At 72.0% G+C, this 18,416-nt stretch carries 22 protein-coding genes and 4 pseudogenes; 18 read left to right on the top strand and 8 right to left on the bottom strand.

Annotation, left to right across the window (positions count from 1 at the left end; translation table 11 throughout):
• Positions 1-105: 105 nt before the first annotated feature.
• Positions 106-774, bottom strand: coding sequence for a class I SAM-dependent methyltransferase (locus ACZ4UX_RS31380; protein ID WP_465709093.1), 669 nt, complete (start codon positions 772-774; stop codon positions 106-108).
• Positions 775-1,065: 291 nt separating this feature from the next.
• On the opposite strand from ACZ4UX_RS31380, the gene ACZ4UX_RS31375 reads away from it, so the two are divergent.
• Complete coding sequence (locus ACZ4UX_RS31375) at positions 1,066-2,514, top strand: condensation domain-containing protein (RefSeq protein WP_465709092.1); 1,449 nt, start codon at positions 1,066-1,068, stop codon at positions 2,512-2,514.
• 343 nt (positions 2,515-2,857) lie between these two features.
• Positions 2,858-3,937, top strand: coding sequence for a protein kinase family protein (locus ACZ4UX_RS31370; protein WP_465709146.1), 1,080 nt, complete (start codon positions 2,858-2,860; stop codon positions 3,935-3,937).
• On the opposite strand, the gene ACZ4UX_RS31365 is transcribed toward ACZ4UX_RS31370, so the two are convergent.
• Positions 3,931-4,446 (bottom strand): DinB family protein, encoded by a 516-nt coding sequence (locus ACZ4UX_RS31365; RefSeq protein ID WP_465709091.1) that lies wholly within the window; start codon positions 4,444-4,446, stop codon positions 3,931-3,933. The genes ACZ4UX_RS31370 and ACZ4UX_RS31365 overlap by 7 nt on opposite strands.
• A 228-nt stretch (positions 4,447-4,674) precedes the next feature.
• Here ACZ4UX_RS31365 and ACZ4UX_RS31360 point away from each other — a divergent pair.
• Both ACZ4UX_RS31360 and ACZ4UX_RS31355 read left to right on the top strand, forming a co-directional pair.
• A pseudogene (locus ACZ4UX_RS31360) lies at positions 4,675-6,367 on the top strand (sodium:solute symporter family protein).
• 13 nt (positions 6,368-6,380) lie between these two features.
• The gene (locus ACZ4UX_RS31355; RefSeq protein WP_465709090.1) at positions 6,381-6,689 is read left to right on the top strand and encodes a hypothetical protein; all 309 of its coding nucleotides are present in this window, start codon (positions 6,381-6,383) and stop codon (positions 6,687-6,689) included.
• Positions 6,690-6,771: 82 nt separating this feature from the next.
• On the opposite strand, the gene ACZ4UX_RS31350 is transcribed toward ACZ4UX_RS31355, so the two are convergent.
• Positions 6,772-7,092: a hypothetical protein gene (locus ACZ4UX_RS31350; protein WP_465709089.1), complete on the bottom strand. Its 321-nt coding sequence runs from the start codon at positions 7,090-7,092 to the stop codon at positions 6,772-6,774.
• 240 nt (positions 7,093-7,332) lie between these two features.
• Between ACZ4UX_RS31350 and ACZ4UX_RS31345 the strand changes: the two are divergent.
• Positions 7,333-7,769: pseudogene (locus ACZ4UX_RS31345) on the top strand (hypothetical protein).
• A gap of 190 nt (positions 7,770-7,959) precedes the next feature.
• Here the strand turns inward: ACZ4UX_RS31345 and ACZ4UX_RS31340 are convergent.
• Together ACZ4UX_RS31340 and ACZ4UX_RS31335 are read right to left on the bottom strand one after the other, a co-directional pair.
• Positions 7,960-8,553, bottom strand: a complete 594-nt coding sequence (locus ACZ4UX_RS31340; RefSeq protein ID WP_465709088.1) for a DUF4291 domain-containing protein — start codon at positions 8,551-8,553, stop codon at positions 7,960-7,962.
• A 168-nt stretch (positions 8,554-8,721) separates the two neighbouring features.
• Complete coding sequence (locus ACZ4UX_RS31335) at positions 8,722-9,042, bottom strand: hypothetical protein (protein ID WP_465709087.1); 321 nt, start codon at positions 9,040-9,042, stop codon at positions 8,722-8,724.
• Positions 9,043-9,349: 307 nt separating this feature from the next.
• Here ACZ4UX_RS31335 and ACZ4UX_RS31330 point away from each other — a divergent pair.
• Positions 9,350-9,822: pseudogene (locus ACZ4UX_RS31330) on the top strand (carboxylesterase family protein); the annotation flags it as partial.
• Positions 9,823-9,892: 70 nt separating this feature from the next.
• Here ACZ4UX_RS31330 and ACZ4UX_RS31325 read toward each other — a convergent pair.
• Positions 9,893-10,372: a hypothetical protein gene (locus ACZ4UX_RS31325; protein WP_465709086.1), complete on the bottom strand. Its 480-nt coding sequence runs from the start codon at positions 10,370-10,372 to the stop codon at positions 9,893-9,895.
• A 414-nt stretch (positions 10,373-10,786) separates the two neighbouring features.
• On the opposite strand from ACZ4UX_RS31325, the gene ACZ4UX_RS31320 reads away from it, so the two are divergent.
• The 4 genes from ACZ4UX_RS31320 to ACZ4UX_RS31305 all read left to right on the top strand — a co-directional run bounded on the left by ACZ4UX_RS31320 (position 10,787) and on the right by ACZ4UX_RS31305 (position 13,412).
• On the top strand, positions 10,787-11,242 hold the full coding sequence (locus ACZ4UX_RS31320) for a hypothetical protein (RefSeq protein ID WP_465709085.1): 456 nt from the start codon (positions 10,787-10,789) through the stop codon (positions 11,240-11,242).
• A gap of 90 nt (positions 11,243-11,332) precedes the next feature.
• Entirely contained in the window at positions 11,333-12,178 is an 846-nt protein-coding gene (locus tag ACZ4UX_RS31315) for an NAD(P)H-binding protein (protein ID WP_465709084.1), read from the top strand.
• Between the two features lie 101 nt (positions 12,179-12,279).
• A complete protein-coding gene (locus ACZ4UX_RS31310; protein WP_465709083.1) occupies positions 12,280-12,741 on the top strand; it encodes a GNAT family N-acetyltransferase in 462 nt (153 codons plus the stop codon).
• A 98-nt stretch (positions 12,742-12,839) separates the two neighbouring features.
• Positions 12,840-13,412: a dihydrofolate reductase family protein gene (locus ACZ4UX_RS31305; RefSeq protein ID WP_465709082.1), complete on the top strand. Its 573-nt coding sequence runs from the start codon at positions 12,840-12,842 to the stop codon at positions 13,410-13,412.
• Positions 13,413-13,505: 93 nt separating this feature from the next.
• On the opposite strand, the gene ACZ4UX_RS31300 is transcribed toward ACZ4UX_RS31305, so the two are convergent.
• Positions 13,506-13,889, bottom strand: a complete 384-nt coding sequence (locus ACZ4UX_RS31300) for a MarR family transcriptional regulator (protein ID WP_465709081.1) — start codon at positions 13,887-13,889, stop codon at positions 13,506-13,508.
• Between the two features lie 133 nt (positions 13,890-14,022).
• On the opposite strand from ACZ4UX_RS31300, the gene ACZ4UX_RS31295 reads away from it, so the two are divergent.
• The 6 genes from ACZ4UX_RS31295 (at position 14,023) to ACZ4UX_RS31270 (ending at position 16,544) form a co-directional block, all read left to right on the top strand.
• Positions 14,023-14,559, top strand: a complete 537-nt coding sequence (locus ACZ4UX_RS31295) for an STAS domain-containing protein (protein WP_465709080.1) — start codon at positions 14,023-14,025, stop codon at positions 14,557-14,559.
• Positions 14,556-14,738: a hypothetical protein gene (locus tag ACZ4UX_RS31290; RefSeq protein ID WP_465709079.1), complete on the top strand. Its 183-nt coding sequence runs from the start codon at positions 14,556-14,558 to the stop codon at positions 14,736-14,738. The genes ACZ4UX_RS31295 and ACZ4UX_RS31290 overlap by 4 nt, the downstream gene beginning before the upstream one ends.
• Positions 14,735-14,962, top strand: a complete 228-nt coding sequence (locus ACZ4UX_RS31285) for a DUF6296 family protein (protein ID WP_465709078.1) — start codon at positions 14,735-14,737, stop codon at positions 14,960-14,962. The genes ACZ4UX_RS31290 and ACZ4UX_RS31285 overlap by 4 nt, the downstream gene beginning before the upstream one ends.
• Positions 14,963-15,114: 152 nt before the next feature.
• Entirely contained in the window at positions 15,115-15,525 is a 411-nt protein-coding gene (locus ACZ4UX_RS31280) for a VOC family protein (protein ID WP_465709077.1), read from the top strand.
• Between the two features lie 126 nt (positions 15,526-15,651).
• A complete protein-coding gene (locus tag ACZ4UX_RS31275; RefSeq protein WP_465709076.1) occupies positions 15,652-16,029 on the top strand; it encodes a VOC family protein in 378 nt (125 codons plus the stop codon).
• A 314-nt stretch (positions 16,030-16,343) separates the two neighbouring features.
• Complete coding sequence (locus ACZ4UX_RS31270) at positions 16,344-16,544, top strand: hypothetical protein (protein WP_329485767.1); 201 nt, start codon at positions 16,344-16,346, stop codon at positions 16,542-16,544.
• 115 nt (positions 16,545-16,659) lie between these two features.
• Here ACZ4UX_RS31270 and ACZ4UX_RS31265 read toward each other — a convergent pair.
• Positions 16,660-16,821: pseudogene (locus ACZ4UX_RS31265) on the bottom strand (aminoglycoside phosphotransferase family protein); the annotation flags it as partial.
• A 42-nt stretch (positions 16,822-16,863) separates the two neighbouring features.
• On the opposite strand from ACZ4UX_RS31265, the gene ACZ4UX_RS31260 reads away from it, so the two are divergent.
• Both ACZ4UX_RS31260 and ACZ4UX_RS31255 read left to right on the top strand, forming a co-directional pair.
• A complete protein-coding gene (locus tag ACZ4UX_RS31260) occupies positions 16,864-17,334 on the top strand; it encodes a hypothetical protein (RefSeq protein WP_465709075.1) in 471 nt (156 codons plus the stop codon).
• A gap of 155 nt (positions 17,335-17,489) precedes the next feature.
• The gene (locus ACZ4UX_RS31255) at positions 17,490-18,251 is read left to right on the top strand and encodes a dienelactone hydrolase family protein (RefSeq protein ID WP_465709074.1); all 762 of its coding nucleotides are present in this window, start codon (positions 17,490-17,492) and stop codon (positions 18,249-18,251) included.
• The last annotated feature ends 165 nt before the right edge of the window (positions 18,252-18,416 follow it).

Genomic DNA, 18,416 nt, shown 5'->3' with positions numbered 1-18,416 from the left:
CGGCGGTCGACCCTTCCGTCACCCCGGCCCCGGCCCGTACCGCCACGCCTCCGGGCCGCACCGCGTCGACCGGTGGCAGGTACGCCCTGGTCCGGTGCCTGATCCTCAGCCCGGCCGCTTGGCCATGATGACCAGGCCCGGTCCGACGTGCTCGTCCGCGGGGAGCCGGAGTTCGGCGACCGGGCGCAGTCCGGCCTGCTCGATCAGGTGCGTGAGCTGCTCGGGCCGCCACTTGTGGGTCGTCCAGCGGACGGGGACGCCTCCGTAGGCCTCGGTGCGCAGCGCGTCCTCGTCGCCGACATGGGTCGCGGTGATGAAGTGTCCGCCCGGCACCAGGGCGCGCGCGAACATGGCGAGGACCTGGGGAAGGACGTCACGCGGAAGGTTGAACAGTGACCACCAGCCGAGCAGGCCGCCGTAGGAGCCGTCGGCGAGGTCCAGGTCGGTGGCAGAGCTGACGCCGAACCGGCACTGCGGGTGAAGGCGGCGCGCGTTCTCGATCATGCGGGGGGAGAGATCGACGCCGGACACGTCGAGGCCGCGCTCGGCGAGGTAGGCGGTCACCGTTCCGGGTCCGCAGCCGACGTCGAGCACGGGCCCGAGGCCGCTCACGGTGTCGGCGAAGGCGTCGATCGACGCCTTGAGCCACGGGTGGGTCCGGATGTCGCCGATCCCGGTGGTCGCCACCATGTGGGCGTAGTTGTCGGCCACGCGGTCATAGGACTCGCGGACCACGTCGAGATCGGACGGTCGGTCGATGGGGTGAGCGCGCATCAGCCAACGATAGGCCTGTGCGACGCTCTGCCGCCGGGCTCTTGTGGCGGTGGTCGCCGCTTGCCCGGGGGGCCGAGCCTGCCGGCTCGGCCGCAGTGACCCGGTCCGGCGGGCATCAGGGCGTGCCCTGACGGCCTGTTGATCGTTGCTTGATTGGTCCGTCACCAACACCCCGCCGGCCGAGACGCGTACGGGACGTGACGCCGGAACGCCCGTGGCGAGGACGGGCCGACGGGTGGCGGCGGTGCGCCGGGACCGCCGGCGCACCGCGAGTCGAGAGAGGGAGCACCTGTGCGTATCACCGACCTGGCCCGCTGCGAGGCCCGTCCGGGGCGTGTCATGGAATGGACCCTCCACCCGTCCACCATCGACGCCGCCACGGCCCTGGCGGACGACCTCCGCCCGCTCTCCCACCTCCAGCAGTCGCACCTGCGCACCGCGCGGACCGTACGCGACAACGGCCTGACCATGCCGACCTGGATCGGCACCCGGTTCAGCCTGCCCGGCCCGGCGGACCCGGCCGTGCTGGAGGCCACCCTGCTCGACTGGACCCTGCGCCACGAGACGCTGCGCAGCGGATTCCGCCGCCGGACCGAGGGCGTCCGCCGGTTCACGATCGGCGCCGGTTCGGTGGCCCTGCACCGGCACGAGGCAGGGGTGTTCGACCGGGCGGAGGAGCTGGTCACCTACCTGCAGAACCGTTTCGACGCCGCGACGAACGCGCTCGAATGGCCGAACTACATCTACGCGGCCGTCCTGCGCGAGGACGGCACGGACGTCTACCTCGCCTTCGACCACAGCAATGTGGACGCGTACTCGCTGTTCCGCATCCCCGCCGAGGTCCACGAGCTCTACGACACCCGCCGGGGCGGCGGCGAACCGCGAGCGGTCGAGGTCGGAAGCTACCTCGACTTCTGCGAACTCGAATGCGCGCACGCGGAGCAGGTCGACGAGATCCACTCGGCGGTCGCCCGCTGGCGGGAGTTCATCGCCGGCTGCGACGACCGGCTGCCGAGGTTCCCGCTCGACCTCGGTCTGGAGCCGGAGGAGCCGATGCCCGCCCAACGGCTGATGACCGAGATGCTGGTGGGCGAGGAGCACGCCGCCGGGTTCGAGCGGTACTGCCGCCCCTTCGGGGGCACGCTGGCCGGCATCCTGGCCGCCAGCGCGCTGATCGCCCGGGACCTCGGCGGGCACGACGTGTACCGGACGGTGGTGCCGTTCCACACCAGGGCGGCCTCCCGGTGGCAGGACTCGCTGGGCTGGTACGTCGGCGTCGTACCCATCGAGATCCCCGCGGCCGACGCCCCCGACTTCCGGAGCGCGCTGGCGATGGCACGCTCCGAGCTGCACGCGAACCGCCGGCTCGCCCGCACCCCGCTGGCCCGGATCCTGCACCTGCTCGGCTCGGACTTCCGTCCGACCTCGCCCGACCTGCACTCGCTCATGTCGTTCGTCGACGCCAGGGCCGTCCCCGGAGCCGAGCGCTGGACCGAGCAGAACGCCTGCGCGACGGTCCGGGTCTCCCACGGCGACCAGGCCTGCGTCTGGATCACCCGACTCCACGAGGGTCTGCACCTCGCCTGCCGCCACCCCGACACCACCGTGGCCGCCCAGTCCCTGCGCGCCTACGCGGACGCGCTGCGCGACATCGTCGTACGGGTCGCCGAGGACGGCGGCGACCTCGTGCCGGGGAGGAAGCACGCAGTGGTGGACGCCCTCGCTCCCCTGCCGGCCTGAGTGGCCCGAGCGGCCCGGGTGACGGGGGCGACCTGAGTGACGGGGGCGGCCTGAGTAACGGGGGCGGCCTGAGTAACGGGGGCGGCCTGAGTGACGGGGCGGCGGCCGCGTTGGGGGCCGGCTCCGACCGGCGATCCTCGCGTTCACCCGATCTCGTCGCCGATCTCCCCGTACAGTGCGGCCGAGCGGGTGTTCCGACCTGTGCCCCGGCACGGAAGCCGGACACCCCTGCCCGTGCCAGGGCCCCGAAGGGCCGCGCGCCGAGCGTACGCGCCCGTCGGCGGCGCCCGGCTGCTTCGGAGAGGTCGGGGTGCTGGTGGAGGCAACCGTCGAGGCCCGTGACATGTCGCGCGGTGCACGCCTGGCCACCCATGGCGCCGTCGCCACCTCGCTGGCCCTGTGCAGTGATCGCGAACTGCAGGCCCTCCTGGCGGAGGCCGCGCCGCTGGGTGCCGGCATCGGGGGGACGTCGGCGCTGCTGGAGGTCGACGGGACTCCGGTCTTCGTCAAACGGGTCCCGCTCACCGACCCGGAACGGCAGCCCGGCAACGCCCGGTCCACGGCGAACCTCTTCGGGCTCCCCGGCTTCTGCCAGTACGGCATCGGCGGACCGGGCTTCGGGGCCTGGCGGGAGCTGGCCGTGCACACCATGACCACGAACTGGGTCCTCACGGCGGACCACGAGGGCTTTCCCCTGATGCACCACTGGCGGGTCCTGCCGCACGCCGGGCAGGTGCTCCCCGAGGAACTGGCCGATGTGGAGCGGGCCGTCGCGTACTGGGGAGGCGGACCGGAGGTGCGCGGCCGGATCGAGGCCCTGCGGGACGCCTCGGCGAGCATCGCGCTGTTCCTGGAGTACATCCCGCAGAACCTGCACGACTGGCTGGGCGCCCGGGTCGGAGCCGGCGACGGGGCGACCGGGCGGGCCTGCGCCATGGTGGCGAGCCGGCTGGACGCCGGAATCTCGTTCATGAACTCCCGCGGGCTCCTCCACTTCGACGCCCACTTCCAGAACATCCTGACCGACGGCCGGCGGCTGTTCTTCGCGGACTACGGGCTCGCCACCTCCTCCCGGTTCGAGCTGTCCGAGGACGAGGCCGACTTCTTCGCCGCGCACCGGAGCTACGACCGTTGCTACGCCACCACGCATCTGGTGCTGTGGCTGATCACCGCTCTGTACGGCTACCAGCGGGACGAGCGCGACGCGTTCGTGCGCGCGTGCGCCCGGGGAGAGCGTCCGCCGGGCGTCCCGCCGGAGGTCGCGGCGATCCTCACCCGCCATGCCCCGCTCGCCGTGGTGATGACGGACTTCTACCGCAGGCTCCAGCGGGAGAGCAGGCGAACCCCGTATCCGGTGGACGAGATCCGCCGGATCGGCCGGTTGGACGGCTGGTCCATCGCGGGGCATCGCCCGGGTCAGTAATAGCCCTTGGTGCCGTCGAGGAGCTCCCGGACGATGTCGGCGTGGCCGGCGTGCCGCCCGGTCTCCTCGACGAGGTGGATCAGCATCCAGCGGAGGTTGGCGCCACCGGAGCGGAAGCCGGGGTGACGGCCGACGTCGTCCAGGGAGGCCGCGGCGACGATCTCGTTGCTCCGGGCGCACTGGGCCTCGTACTCCGCGAGCAGCTCGGCCAGGGAGCGGTCGCCGGGCTGCCAGTCGGCGTCCTCGCCCGACTCGTCGAACGACGGGTTCTGCTTCTCGTCGCCGCCGAGGAACAGGACCTCCAGCCAGGTGTGCTCGGTCCAGCGCATATGGGTGATGAGGCCGGCCATCGTCATGGCCGGTGAACCCGGGAGGACGGAGCGACGAGCGTCCTCCTCCGTCAGCCCCTCGCACTTCCAGCGAAGGATCTGCCGCTGCAGGTCCAACCAGCCGATGAGCGCGGTACGTTCGTCGGCCTGAAGTGGGGGGCGTTCCAGTTCGGGTGTCATATCGGCGCAGGCTACCGGCTGCCCGGGGCCCTGGCACCTGGTTTTCCGGACGGCCGGGGGGTGTCGGCCGGTCGGTGTCGGCGGGTCGGGTGGTGTCCGTCGGCCGGTCGGTGTCGGCCGGCCGGCCGAGCGACTCGCCCACGGGCGGGTGACGCGGGGTGGCGCACGGGCGCGCCGCTGCTAGAAGTCCGGAAGCGGAGAAGCTCCACGTGACGGATCGAGGCAGCAGTGAACTCCCTTGCCGAGGCGAGCCTCCGGCTGGATGCCGAGCCGGTCGACTACGTCCTGCTCGCCGTCTACTTCGCCCTGGTGCTGGGTATCGGCTCGCTCGCCCGCAGGTCGGTCTCCTCCAGTCTGGACTTCTTCCTGGCCGGCCGGTCGCTGCCCGCCTGGATCACCGGCCTGGCGTTCATCTCGGCCAACCTCGGGGCGGTGGAGATCTTCGGGATGACCGCCAACGGCGCGCAGTTCGGCATCCCGACCGTGCACTACTACTGGATCGGCGCGATCCCGGCCATGGTCTTCCTCGGCCTGGTCATGATGCCGTTCTACTACGGGTCCAAGGTGCGCAGCGTCCCGGAGTTCCTGCGGTTGCGGTTCGGCCGCTTCGCGCACCTGGTGAACGCGCTCAGCTTCGCGCTCGCCCAGGTGCTGATCGCCGGGGTCAACCTGTACGCGCTCAGCACGGTGGTCAACGCCCTGCTGGGCTGGCCGCTGTGGTCCTCCGTCCTGGTGGCGGCGCTGATCGTGCTGGCGTACACGACGCTGGGCGGGCTCTCGGCCGCGGTGTACAACGAGGTGATGCAGTTCTTCCTGATCGTCGCCATGCTGGTGCCGATCACCCTGGTCGGGCTGCACCGGGTGGGCGGCTGGGACGGGCTGAGCGACCGGATCCGGGCGGTGAACGCCGACGCGGCGGAGCAGTTGAACGCCTGGCCGGCCAGCAACCTTACCGGGATCGCCAACGCCACCCTGTCCGTGCTGGGCATCGTGTTCGGCCTCGGGTTCGTGCTGTCGTTCGGCTACTGGACGACGAACTTCGCGGAGGTGCAACGCGCTGGCGGCGAGGAACATGTCGGCGGCCCGGCGCACGCCGCTGATCGGCGCGTACCCGAAGGCGCTGATCGCGCTGGTCATCGTGATCCCGGGGATGCTGGCCGCGGTCCTCTCCCCGGAGCTGGCGCGGTACAAGGCGGCGGGCGGCACGTCGACCGAGGGCGTCACGTACAACAACGCGATCGAACTGCTCATCCGCGACCTGCTGCCCAACGGCATGCTGGGGGTGGCGATCACCGGGCTGCTGGCGGCCTTCATGGCGGGCATGGCGGCCAACGTGAGCTCGTTCAACACGGTGTTCACCTACGACCTCTGGCAGGCGTACGTGGTCAGGGGCCGGTCGGACGCGTACTACCTGCGGGTGGGCCGCACGGTCACCGTGCTCGGCTGCGCGATCGCGGTCGGCACCGCGTTCATCGCCAGTGGCTACAACAACATCATGGACTACCTCCAGACGCTGTTCTCGTTCTTCAACGCCCCGCTGTTCGCCACGTTCATCCTGGGGATGTTCTGGAAGCGGACGACGCCGCTCGCGGGCGGGATCGGGCTGATCGTCGGAACGGCGGCCGCCGTGACGGTGGACCAGCTCGTCCGCCACGACGTGCTGCACCTGGCGGGTCAGGGGCCCAGCTTCGTCGCGGCGAGCGCCGCCTTCGTCCTGGACATCGCGGTCAGCGTCGCGGTCTCACTGGCCACCCGGCCCAAGCCGGACAGCGAACTGGTCGGCCTGGTCTGGTCGCTGACGCCCAGGGACCGGATCAAGGAGGGCGACACCGCCGAGGACGCGGGCTGGTACCGCAGCCCCGCGCTGCTCGGGGCCGGGGCCCTGCTGCTCGCCACCGTACTCAACGTGATCTTCTGGTGAGAGGAGCGAGGACATGACGGATCCGACGACGGGGGCGGCCGGGCCGGCGGCCGTGAAGGCCGGGATCTTCGACCTGCGCCTGATCCTCGCGCTGCTCTTCTGCGTCTACGGCACCGTGCTGACCGTGCTGGGCGCCACCGCCACCTCGCAGGCCGACCTCGATCGGGCGGGTGGCGTGAACGTGAACCTCTGGGTGGGCGTCGGCATGCTGGTCGGGGCGGCGCTCTTCGCCGGCTGGGCGAGGCTGCGGCCGGTCCGGCTACCGCCGGGAGCGGCGGAGCCGACGGGCTCCACGACGGGCTCCACGGGGCAGGAGCAGTAGGGCCGCCGCGGGTCCGGGGTGGGGCGGCCGGTCGTGGCGGACGCCCGTCCTCCGGCGGCGGTGCCACCACCGGGCGGCGGTGTCACCACCAGGCCGGGCGCTGCCAGGGTTCCACGGTCACCCGGCCGACCGGGAGGATCACGGCGTTGCGACGGCGGCGCAGGGCGTCCGGGGTGTCGGCCCTGAGGAGTGCCGCCTCCCGCGCCTGGCCGCTGCTGTCGGCCCACTCGACGAAGGTCTGGGTACCGGCCCGGCCGTCGGGGTAGGTCACCGGGACGGTGACGCACCAGGGGCTGCTGCTGCGCCTGCTCCAGGCGGCGACCCGACCCGCGCCCCGGGCGGTGCGGGACGCCGCCGGCACCGGGGCGGGCTCCGATGGCGGGGCGAAGACGGATGTGAACATGGCTCTCTCCGGGTGTGACGCACCTGCGGAAGCCGTGCTGTCTTCTTCCGGGGTGGCGGATTCCGTCGCCGAGCGGCGTTTCGGACCGGCGGCGCTGTGGGGGCGATGCGGGTGGGGGCGGTGCCGTGTTCGGTACCGGGAGGAGAGCGGGGTGTGCTCCATCATGTTTCAACAGGTTCAAACACTTGTGAACAACATGAAACGCCGATTGCGGAAGGGCGTCAAGACCTACCGGACGGAATGTTCGCGTGCCGGGCGGCCCGCCGCAGTGGTCCGTCCACCGGCTCGGAACCCGCCGGGGAGCGCCTCGCCCGCCGTCGGATCCTGGCGCGGCCCACCCGGTCCACGGTCAGCGAGGTCCGCACGGAGCTGACCGGCCTCACGCAGTGCGAGGTCGACGCGGGGCTCGGCTTCGCCGAGGCGCGCCGAACGCCGGCGGCCGAACACCACACAGGACGCCACCCGTGGGCCGGCTGGGGTGACGACGACCGCCACCAGTTCACCCGGCAGTGCCGGGCCACCCGGACCCCCTCCCCTTCGGCCGGCACGACACCAACGCCGAAGCCGCCTTCACCGAGGCGTACGGCCTGCGCAGCCGGCCCGGCATGGCGCAGGCTCTGGAGATCGCCGGGCTCCCCCTGGAAGGCCGCCACCACCGGGACGAGGACGACGCCTGAAGCATCGCCGCGCTCATCCCTCCACCTGTCCGAGCGGACCGACCGGCCCCCGGCGTCGGCGGCTTGAATCCGCCCGCTGGCCGAGGGGCGCCACTGCCATCGGTGGATCCGGTCGGCAGGCCGGGACACTTCGCCGACGGTAGGCGCCGCGCCGGGGCGAGCAGCCTGCGGCCCGGGTGGTCGGGTCGGCTCAGTCGCGCAGATGGGCCGTGAGCACGTCGCCCGCCGGGTAGGGGCGCTCCGCGGGGAGTAACTGCCGGGCGGCGTCCAGCGCTCCGTCCCTCACGTGGGCGTGGATCGCTTGCGCGAGCGCGGTGACGTCGCGGATCGAAACGATCCACTCTTCCGCATAGCGCTCAGCGGCCTCGCCCGCGAGGCCGAGTTGCAGGGACCGGTGAGCGAGCGGCCGCAGGTGCAGATCGCGTTCGGGGTCCCACTGCACCCGGGCCGGGGCTCGCTTCAACCGGCGCTTCCAGTCGCCGCGGTCGGGATGCAGTCCGGGTTGGTAGTGGGCCAGGCAGGCGTTCTCCAGGGCCCATTCGAAGCCCTCGCGGGTGATCTCGACCGCCAGCACGGTCTCCTGGCCCTCCTTGCCCGCCCATCCGCAGCGATACATCATCCAGAGGAACGAAGGCTTGATCCACGTCATCCGGTCCCGCCGCCAGGCTGCGGGAAAGCGACCGTCCAGTGCGGCGGGCAGGCCGATCTCCGGCGCGTACGCCTGGTAGACCGTCACTGTCGTGTCCGTGTAGCTGGCGCGGATCTGGTGCTTGGGTTCTGACACGGTGACCAGAGTCGACGGTGGACGCGCTCGGCGCCATCGAATTACCCCGTCGAACCGGGCTGGTTGAGCGCTGAGCGCGGCCAGGCCTCTCGGGCCGGCCTCGGGCGGTGCCGTCCCCCCGTTCCTCCGGTCAGCCGATGCCCCGGGGCCCGGTGGGTCCGGTGGGGCTCAGACAGCGTCGAACGGCTCGTCGCTCCACCTGAACCAGGCGCGGCCGTCGCTGATGTGCAGGAGGAACTCCGCGACCGGACCTGACGGGGCCAGCAGCGTCAGGGCGGCCGCGATCCGGTCGTAGGAGTCGTCGAACCGCTCGAACTCCTCCGCCTCCACCAGAGCCAGCGACTCGTCGAACCACGGCTTCACCGCCCCGAACGTCGGCGCCGGCGCGAAGCGCCCGTGCAACCAGGGGAACTCGCTCTCGTCGATCACGATCTCGCCGAGCAGTTCCTCCTGGCGCATCAGACGCCAGACCTCCCCCTCGAATCCCATTGCGCCGGCTCCCCATCCCTGTCTGGACCTCGCAGGCAGCCTCTCACGAGGCACGGACAACGGGACTCCGGAACGCGATGGCTGAGCTTCCCGTCGCGACCGGCCGATCAGCGGGAGCTCCGGCGATCACCGTGGCCGATGCCGGTGGCCTTCCTCGGCGATCCACTGGGCGAGGGCGGCCAGGGTGGCCTCGGCGCTGTCCGCCATGCGGTCGCGCAGCGCGACGAGGTCGCCGCGGGTGCTGCCCAGTACCGGTTCTAGGCGCAGGAGTTGCCAGGACTGCTGGACGACGGTCCCGCGCCGCGCCCCCGCCGAACTCGTCGCCGCCTACCGCGCCCGGGTACCCACGGGCCACCGACGGCGAACTGCACTCCGACGTCCTGGGCGACGCGCTGTTCGGCAACGGCACCCGCCGCCTCGCGGACGCCCACGCCACCGTCTCCACCCCGGGCGGTGGGCGCACCTACGCCTACGAGTTCGCCTGGCGCACGAACGCCCTGCACGGCCGACTGGGCGCCACCCACACCGTGGAACTGCCCTTCGTCTTCCACACCGCCCACCTGCCACAAACTCCACGGGCCGCACGCACTGCTGGGCGCCGGCAGTCCGCCCGCCGGCCTGGCGCGGCGGACGCACACGGCCTGGACCTCCTTCGCCCGCACCGGCGACCCGGGCTGGGCCCCGTACGACACCGAGCGGCGCGCCACCATGCGCATCGGCCGGGAGTGGACCCTCACCCACGACCCCCGCGCCGCAGAACGCCGGGCCTGGCGCCACTGACCGGTGGCAGTCGCAGGCCGGTACGGCCCGGCCCGGGTCGGCCTGCGGGGCTCTGCCACCTCACTCGATATCACTCGATTCCGAGGGGTCCGACGCCCAGGTCCTCACGCATGAGGCGACGCATCCGCGCCATGGCCTCGCGTCGCCGCGCTATCAGGGGCGCGTCGTCGGCCGAGCCGACTGCCGCTCCCCGGGCGTAGGCGTCGCGGATCGCGCGCAGGCAGTGGAACGCCTCGTTCCCGGCCGCCACGACCGGCGACGGGCCCACGAGCCACAGGCGTTCGCTCGCCGTGTAGATGCCGGTGCGCCGCACCGCCTCCCGCACCGCCGCGTCGCGGGCCGAATCTGACATGTGGTCGCCCAGGGCGACGGCCCGGATCTCCTCACCCGCGGCCTTGAGCGCGGAGACGTACTCCGTGTAGACCTCGCGCCGCACGTCCAGCGCATGCCTGGCCTCCTCCCGCCGCCACCGGTTGCGGTCGGCGATCAGCGTGGCGGCGATGCCGATGACGGCACCGGTCAGTGTGGAGAGCAGAGGCGTCCAGTCCATGGGCCCCAGCTTGTCCAAACCGCTGCGCCGGTACCAGTGGCTTTCGCTGCGAACGCCCGGGACCGGCCACACGGAGCCCTACCGCGCGACGGGAAAGATTGGCCCCGCGGGCCTCGGGGCCGCGTGCGCGCGGTACTTCAGCGGCCGGGGACGACGGTGCCCTGGGTGGACGGCCTACCTTGTGCCGAGCCGTGCCGTGTCCGCGGCCAACCCGGTTTGTCCGCTGGTCACCTGGGCCGCGGCCGAATCCGGTGGATGGACAATCGGACATGCCTGCACTGTGGGAGCTTCATCAGGCCATCGGACAACGTGTCGAAGCCTGCGACGGGACACCCCGGGGCGTCCGGCACGGAGACGGTCCCCCGGCAGTCCCGTCCCGACCCCAGACACCCACGGCACTCGAAGGAGCTCGCCATGCTCAAGAAGCACCTCGCGACGGTACTCGCGGCCGCGGTCCTGGCCGGAGGCTTCGTCGGCCTCTCCGCCGGCGCGGCCCACGCCTACCCCCGGGTCAACAAGTGCGGCAGCGCGTACGACTTCAAGCAGAGCTGGGACATCACCGACAACGCCCGAACGAGCGTGGTGGTCGGCTTCATCGACATCTACTACAACAGCGGAAACGGGTTCAACTGTGCGATCGCCCGCGGGAAGGACGGGGCCGTCACCGGTCACCACGACATCCGGGTCGCGATACGACGTTCCGGAACGAGCGACTGGATCCAGGACGGCGCCGGCAGCAACTACTCCAGCTACGCGGGCCCGGTCTACACGTACGCCAAGGGGGCCTGCATCGACTTCGTCGGCGGGCTGATGTACAACGAGTTCGCAGGTCAAGGGGCATCCGGCTACAGCTCGAAGCACTGCGGCTGAAGCGAGGAAGACGTTCAGCGGCGGGGGGAGTCCCGGGCGCCGGGGCCCGGCAGCCGGAATAGTCCGAGCAGGGCCGAGGCTGGGCTGGTCATGAGTGAGATTCTTGTGACGGGCGCGACCGGCAACGTCGGCCGACACGTTGTTGCTCGGCTCCTGGCCGCGGGCGCCGGGGTGCGGGCGCTGGCGCGTGATCCCGAAACGGCCGGGCTGCCGGAGGGAGTGAAGGTCGTCAGCGGGGACCTGTCCGCGCCGGCCACGCTCGATGTGGCGCTGGAGGGGACCAGCGCAGTGTTCCTGGTCTGGCCCTTCCTGACGACCGAGGGCGCGCCCGCCGTACTGGAGGCACTTGCACGACGTACCGGGCGCATCGTCTATCTCTCGTCGTCGGGCGTCAACGAGGCGGCCGAGCGGCAGACCGATCCGATCAACCAGCTCCACGCCGACATGGAGCGCATGATCGAGGAATCCGGCCTGGAGTGGACGTTCCTGCGGTCGAACACCATCGCGTCCAACGCGCGAGGGTGGGGCGAGCAGGTCCGCGCCACGCGCACCGTTCGCGGTCCGGGTACCGCCGCTACCGCGGTGATCCACGAGGGCGACATCGCGGCTGTGGCGGTTCCTGTCCTGACCGGTGACGGGCACGTGGGCGCGAGGCTTGTCCTGACGGGTCCGCAGGTACTGAGCAGGGCCGAACAGGTCCAGGCGATCGGGGAGGCCATCGGCCGCCCGGTGGCGTTCGAGGAAGTCCCCGTAGAGGTCGCGCGACGGCAGCTGCTCGCGGACGGCAGGCCACCCGCACTCGTCGAGGCGCTGTTGGCCAGTGCCGAGACCCGGCCCGCATCGAACGTGATCACCTCCACCGTGGAAGAGATCACCGGAGTTCCCGCGCGCACGTTCCGCACCTGGGCGGAGGAGCACGCGGAGGAGTTCCACTAGGTTCGCCGTCCGGATCCAGGACACCAGCCAGCCCTCACCCAGCACCAGGCCCCGGCGATCCTCGGCCGCCGGGGCCTCGCCGCACTGCCAGGATGATCCGCATGAACGTCGAGATGTCCAGCCGGATCCGGGTGCGCGCCGCGGACGCCACGGACTTGCCGGCCCTCCTCGCCGTCGACGCGATCGCGGCTGCCGGCGACGAAGCGCGGGCCCGGAGCATTCGACGGTGGTTGGACCAGGGATCCGTCAGCGTCGCCGAAGATCCGTCAGGCATCCTGGGCTACGGCGTTCTGGAGTACACGTTCTTCGAACAGGGCTTCGTGACCATGGTGACGGTCTCGCCGGGCGCACGCCGACGGGGCGTCGGCGCCCGCCTTCTCCGGGCCGTCGAAGCAAGCTGCTCCACCCCGAAGCTGTTCACCTCGACGAACGTCTCGAACCATCCCATGCAGCTGCTGTTGCAGCAGCTCGGCTGGCACCCGGCCGGCCTGGTCCACGGCCTCGACGAGGCGGACCCCGAACTGTTCTACCTCTGCCCGCCCGAGCGGCTCCGGCCACGCTAGGGCGGACTCGGCCCACACCGGCGGGTCGGACCGCACACCGGTGAGCTTCCCGCGTCACGCTGGTCTCCACGCCGGACACCCACGACGGAAGGCTGGCCATGCGGAAGCTGATCTACGGCATGAACCTGACCCTGGACGGCTACGTCACCGCCGCCGGGGACGACATCGGCTGGAGCGGACCGCCGAGCGACGAGCTGTTCCAGTGGTGGCTCGACCAGGAGCGGGCGAGTGGCCTGACCCTGTACGGGCGCAAGCTGTGGGAGACGATGAGCTCCTACTGGCCGACCGGCGACGAGCAGCCCGACGCCACCACGGGGGAGATCGCGTTCGCGCGGAACTGGCGGGACACACCGAAGGTGGTGTTCTCCTCGACGATGACGGCCGAGCAGGTCGACTGGAACACCCGCCTGGTCACCGGCGACGCGATCGCCGAGATCACCCGGCTCAAGGCCGAGGACGGCGGCCCGATGACCATCGGCGGCGCGACGCTCGCCGGGGCTGCCATGCGCGCCGGGCTGATCGACGAGTACGCGATCGCCACCTATCCGGTCCTGGTGGGCGGCGGGACACCGTTCTTCACCGCGCTGGACAGCTGGGTGGACCTGAACCTGGTGGAGACGCGGACGTTCCCCGGCGGCGTGGTCATGACCAGGTACGAGACCAGGCGCTGAGCAGCGGGAGGTACCGGGGCGCGCGGGCTGCGGCGCGCGCCCCCGTTCGGGCCGGTGGCGACCACCCGATCCCGTCGACGAAGCGTGGCGCGGTCAGGGGTGGGGCCGGCCGGCCGACGTGCCGTTCACCCGGCGGGCACCGCCGTCGCCGGTGGGGGCGTCGTGGTCGCGGTCCTTGCGGGTGGGGGCGAGCAGGTCGAGCAGTGCGCTGATGCTGAGCCCGGCCTCGGCGGGGTGTCTGAGCAGGGTGCCGGAGGCGATGCTGTAGTGGGTGCGCCGCCCGGCACGGTCGCGGGTGAGGTAGCCGGCCTGGTCGAGGTCGGTCACGATCGCCTGGACGGCGCGCTCGGTCAGCTGGACCTCCACGGCGATGTCCCGCAGCCGGATGCCGGGGTCGCGGGCGATCGCGGCCAGCACGCGGGCGTGGTTGGTCACGAACGTCCAGCTTGTCCTCGCCGTGGGTTCCTCGTGTGCCATACCCCCTACCGTAAGACGAAAGATTCAGATTTCGCTACACCTGAATCGAACTTCGGGTATCTCTTGACGTGAATGTGGCTGCGGGCCACGCTGGAAGGGTCTCAGCCCGCCCCATCCCCCCAAGGACCCGGCCATGACCGAAGATCCGTCCGCTACCGGCGCCGCAGGGTGCTCCGCCGTGCAGCCGCCGTCCGTACCGCGGCGCCTGACCGGCGGCCCGGACCTCGCGGTCACCGCCGGAGCACACCGCACCCTGGTCCAGGTGGCCGGGGAGATCGACATGGACAGCGCGGACGGCATGCGCGAGACCCTGGAACAACTGCTCCACCAGAGCGGCACCGGCCTCGACCTCGACACCTCCGCCGTCACGTTCTGCGACAGCTACGGCCTCAACATGCTCCTGCGCCTGCGGCTGACCGCCCTGCGCGCCAAACGCCGACTCACGATCACCGACCCGGGCCCCCGCCTGGAGCGGCTCCTGGCCCTCACCGAGACCACCGCCCTGTTCACCCTCGACGGCCACCCCGACGGGGCCACACCGCCCGGCGGCACCCGCCCCGCCGACGCCAAAACCGGCCTCCACACCAAACCCCTCCACACCACCGGCCTCCTCAACGACACCCCGGCCGAGACCCCCGGCCCCATCCTCGAGGGGAAGCACCTGCCATGACCACCCCCGCCCCGGCCACCGGCCGCGCCCGCGGCGTGGTCCGCCGGCTCACCGCGCCCGCCCCCGCACGGATCCGCGCCGGAGCCGCACGCCGACTCCCGGCCGTCGCCGAACGGCCCGACCTCGCCGGCCTCGCCGACCAGCACAACAGCTTCGACCAGCGAGGCAGTGCGACGTGAGGGACGCCACCCGCTACGCCATCGCCGTCCGCGGCCCGAACGGCACGACACGCACCGTCATCGTGCACCGCACCGACTGCCTCGGACCGGCCCACGAACCCGTCTACGAGGACACCACCGGCGGATTCCGCTTCCAGATCAACGGCTCGACCGCCGAAGTCCTCGCCCTGCCCACCGGCTACGGCACCGCCCACCCCTGCCTGGAAGCCGTCCCGATGCCCTGACCCGCCCTACCGGCGGCCCCACTCCGGGCCGTCGCGGATGCCCGGCCCGCTCAGGCCGTCAAGATTTCTCCGTCCATCGGTCACATTCCTTCGGCGAGGTCCGTCGATGAAGTGAGGCGGACCGCCTGACCGACCGATGGAAGGACCACACGGTGCTGACGAACATCATGTACGTAACGCTCTATGTCACCGACCAGGACCGCGCGCTGAGGTTCTACACGGAGCAGCTCGGCCTGGAGAAGCGCGTCGACTACCCCGGTCCTGACGGGCGCTTCCTCACCGTAGGTGTCTCCGGCGGCCCGCTGGAGATCATCCTCTGGCCGCACGCCGCGGCCTCGGGGCAGCCGGCCGCGCTGCAGCCGGGCACGACGCCCGGTCCGGTCTTCCTCGAATCGGACGACCTGCGGGCGGACTTCAAGGTGCTCCGCGAGCGCGGTGTGACCTTCGACCAGCCCGAACCGGAGGACTACGGGTACGGGATCCGGATCGAGGCCGTGGATCCCGACGGGAACCGGATCTCGCTGCGCCAGCGGGCGACCTGGCAGAGCAAGGGAGATGCCTGATCCTTCGTAGGCCCGGTGGGGGCGGCGCGGTCCGGCGCCGGCCCCACCGGGCCCGAACCGATGCCGGCGGTCATGGCCAGGGCATTGACCGCAGACCCCGACCTGACGAGGTGTTCCAGCATGCCGATGAAGATCGACTCAAACATCGACTCGAAGATCGACTCGAAGATCGACTCAGTGATCGCACGACAGCGCGTCGAGGACCTGGAAGCGGCCATCCCCTTCTACGAACGGCTGACCGGCCGGACCGCGAGCCGCTTCACCTTCGCAGGTGTGCGGCTGGCGAGCGTCGGGCCCTTCCTGCTGTTCTGCGGTCCGGACGACGCGGTGCGGACGATCGCCGGAGTGAGTGCCACCCTGGCCGTCCCGGATCTGGCGGCAGCCGTCGAGGAGGGACGCGCGGCCGGTGCCACCGTGGTGATGCCGCCGCAACCCACCCCCAACGGTCACCGCGCGATACTGCGGCACCCGCACGGGGGCGTGTACGAATACGTCGGCCCCTGAGCCGAGGTCGGTCCCTGAGCCGAGATGAGGGTGAGGCCGGGTCCGGCAGCCCATCTCCAGGCCCTTCGTACGCGAGGCTGAGGTCGCCGCCCGGCTGCGGGCGGGATCACGGCCGCTGGCCTCTCAGCCACCCCGGTGCCCCGGCACCCCCACCCGTATGGCGTAGCCCTGTCCACCCGGGGCGATCGTTCGAGTGCGGTGGATTTCCCGGAATCCACCCGCCCGGCCGAGCCGCTCTGCCATGCTCGGCCCGACATCATCGGACTCCGGGTGACCGGTGTCTCACGCAGGGTCAACCCAGGTCGGAGTGGGCAGTGCAGTACACGATCAGTGCGACGGCGTTCCTCGCGATCATCATCTTCGTCCGGCTCCGGCGCCCCACCCATTCCCGCAGCCGCGTCGACGAGGGCTTCACCGTCTTCACCGCCGTCGTGTTCGGTGTCCTGATCGCCACCACGGCCTGGGGGCAGGCGATCCTCCAGCTCGTCGGCATCGCCGTCCAGGCCACCCACTGACCGGGGGACGGGAGCGGACCCCGACGTTCGAGGGGCCGCCCGGTCCGGGATGCGGTGACCGGGAGTCGGCGGCCGACCGCCCGCACACGGCGGCGGCGCTCCGGGGCTGCGGCCCCTACGGGAGCAGGGCCAGCGCCTCCTGGAGGTTGTGTTCGGCGATGCCCTGCATGAACTCCCGGTCGGGGAAGTCGCCCTCAAGCAGTCACAGGGGGCCGGCCACCAGGGAGAGGCGCATGGCCAGCAGGTAGAGGTCCAGGCGGCGAGGGTCGCGGCCGGGTCGGCCGGGACCGCCGCGGCCGCGCCGGCCAGCCCCGTACCGGTGACTCCCGCACCGGCCCAGCAGCTCGTACTGCACAGCTGGACCCTGCTCAACGAACACGGCCCGGGCCCCAACCCGGGCGAGCGGCTCACCGCGTGGGTCGACGCCCGTACGGTCGACGGCCGGCCCCGGGGTCACGTGGTGGTCCAGCACGTGTTCGAGAGGACCGGCACCACCCGGGCCGAGCTCGACGTCGACTGCCTGACCGTCGCCGGGGACGGCGCCATCACTGTGACCGGGCCCATCGCGCAGAGCGTGGTCACCCCGTACGGGGGCGAGCCGTACCTGTTCGAGGAGGGCCTGCACTCCGAGGCCGGCCTCGCCTTCTACCCGACCGACGAGCAGCACCAGCGCCGGGTCGGCCGGCAGCGGACCGGCGCCCCGGGGGACTCCGAGGTCGTCAGGTGCGGCGCGGTGTCGCCCAGCCTCTGGATCATCGACGGCGGGACCTTCCTGCGTCGCACGCGCTGACCGCTGCCGGGTCGGCGCCGGTCGAGCCGCGGCGTTCGCGACGCGACCGACTGGGCTAGCATGCCTCTCCGGCAAGCTCACCCATGATCGTCAACAGGGGAGAGCCCGCGTGGAGTTCAGGACGCGCGGGTGCGACGTGGAGCGAAGGACGGACGATGGCGTACGAGATCGTTGCTGAGCAGATCCGGATCGAGGCGGCCGCGGGGGCGCCGCCGATGGGGGCCTACCTCGCACGGCCCGCCGAGCCGGGGGACCACCCCGTCGTGCTCGTCGGGGCCGAGCTGTGGGGGGTGACGGAGGACGTCCGGAAGACGGTGCGGGACGTCGCCGCGCTCGGCTTCGTCGCCATCGCGCCCGACCTCTACTACCGTGCGGGCGAGGAGGGGACGGCCGCCGGCATGGCGCAGAGCCCCGAGAACCGCACCCGGGCCTTCGCCCTGCTCGACGGGTTCGCCCGGGACGAGGTGGAGGCGGATCTGCGGGCCGCCGTCGCGCATGCCCGGCAGTACGCGGGGGCTTCGACGCGTACCGCCATGATCGGCTTCAGCCTCGGCGGGCACATCGCGTACTTCGCGGCGACCCGCCTCGAACTGGACGCCGTGGTGGCCTACTTCCCCGGCTGGCTGACGACCTCGGGCACGGCGCTGAGCCGCCCGGCCCCGCTCGCCGAGGACACCCCGGCCATCGCCCGGGTGGGCACGCGCGTGCTGCTGTTCTTCGCGGGTCGGGACCATGTGATCGGCGCCGCCGAGCGCGAGGAGGTCGTCGCGGGTCTCGCCTCGGCGGGCGTCCCGCACGAGGTGGTCGTCTACCCCGAGGCGCAGCACGCCTTCTTCTTCCCGGGCCACCCGCCGTACGACAAGGAGTCCGCCGAGGACTCGTGGCGCAGGGCGGGGGCGTTCCTGAAGGGTGTGTGACCGCCTGCCGGCCTCCGCGCGCGGAGGCCGGCAGGCGGGGGGGGGGGGGGGGGGGGGGGGGGGGGGGGGGGGGGGGGGGGGGGGGGCACCCCCCCCAGCGATGCTCTCCCCAAAGGGCAGCCTCCACCAGGAGAGGGGATATGAGTGTAAGGGGGGGGTGGCCGC

Source organism: Kitasatospora sp. NPDC028961 (genome assembly GCF_055564815.1).
The sequence above is the reverse complement of the archived record's forward strand: the minus strand, read 5'-3'. Positions and strand labels throughout refer to the sequence as shown.

What these genes read in the sequence shown, in the direction of transcription:
- ACZ4UX_RS31335 (WP_465709087.1), bottom strand. Translation starts at nt 9,042, where the DNA reads ATGGGATTCGAGGGGGAGGTCTGGCGTCTGATGCGCCAGGAGGAACTG.
- ACZ4UX_RS31325 (WP_465709086.1), bottom strand. Translation starts at nt 10,372, where the DNA reads ATGGACTGGACGCCTCTGCTCTCCACACTGACCGGTGCCGTCATCGGC.
- ACZ4UX_RS31365 (WP_465709091.1), bottom strand. Translation starts at nt 4,446, where the DNA reads ATGACACCCGAACTGGAACGCCCCCCACTTCAGGCCGACGAACGTACC.
- ACZ4UX_RS31370 (WP_465709146.1), top strand. Translation starts at nt 2,858, where the DNA reads ATGTCGCGCGGTGCACGCCTGGCCACCCATGGCGCCGTCGCCACCTCG.
- ACZ4UX_RS31320 (WP_465709085.1), top strand. Translation starts at nt 10,787, where the DNA reads ATGCTCAAGAAGCACCTCGCGACGGTACTCGCGGCCGCGGTCCTGGCC.
- ACZ4UX_RS31275 (WP_465709076.1), top strand. Translation starts at nt 15,652, where the DNA reads ATGAAGATCGACTCAAACATCGACTCGAAGATCGACTCGAAGATCGAC.
- ACZ4UX_RS31300 (WP_465709081.1), bottom strand. Translation starts at nt 13,889, where the DNA reads ATGGCACACGAGGAACCCACGGCGAGGACAAGCTGGACGTTCGTGACC.
- ACZ4UX_RS31350 (WP_465709089.1), bottom strand. Translation starts at nt 7,092, where the DNA reads ATGTTCACATCCGTCTTCGCCCCGCCATCGGAGCCCGCCCCGGTGCCG.
- ACZ4UX_RS31305 (WP_465709082.1), top strand. Translation starts at nt 12,840, where the DNA reads ATGCGGAAGCTGATCTACGGCATGAACCTGACCCTGGACGGCTACGTC.
- ACZ4UX_RS31310 (WP_465709083.1), top strand. Translation starts at nt 12,280, where the DNA reads ATGAACGTCGAGATGTCCAGCCGGATCCGGGTGCGCGCCGCGGACGCC.
- ACZ4UX_RS31255 (WP_465709074.1), top strand. Translation starts at nt 17,490, where the DNA reads ATGGCGTACGAGATCGTTGCTGAGCAGATCCGGATCGAGGCGGCCGCG.
- ACZ4UX_RS31355 (WP_465709090.1), top strand. Translation starts at nt 6,381, where the DNA reads ATGACGGATCCGACGACGGGGGCGGCCGGGCCGGCGGCCGTGAAGGCC.
- ACZ4UX_RS31380 (WP_465709093.1), bottom strand. Translation starts at nt 774, where the DNA reads ATGCGCGCTCACCCCATCGACCGACCGTCCGATCTCGACGTGGTCCGC.
- ACZ4UX_RS31315 (WP_465709084.1), top strand. Translation starts at nt 11,333, where the DNA reads ATGAGTGAGATTCTTGTGACGGGCGCGACCGGCAACGTCGGCCGACAC.
- ACZ4UX_RS31290 (WP_465709079.1), top strand. Translation starts at nt 14,556, where the DNA reads ATGACCACCCCCGCCCCGGCCACCGGCCGCGCCCGCGGCGTGGTCCGC.
- ACZ4UX_RS31295 (WP_465709080.1), top strand. Translation starts at nt 14,023, where the DNA reads ATGACCGAAGATCCGTCCGCTACCGGCGCCGCAGGGTGCTCCGCCGTG.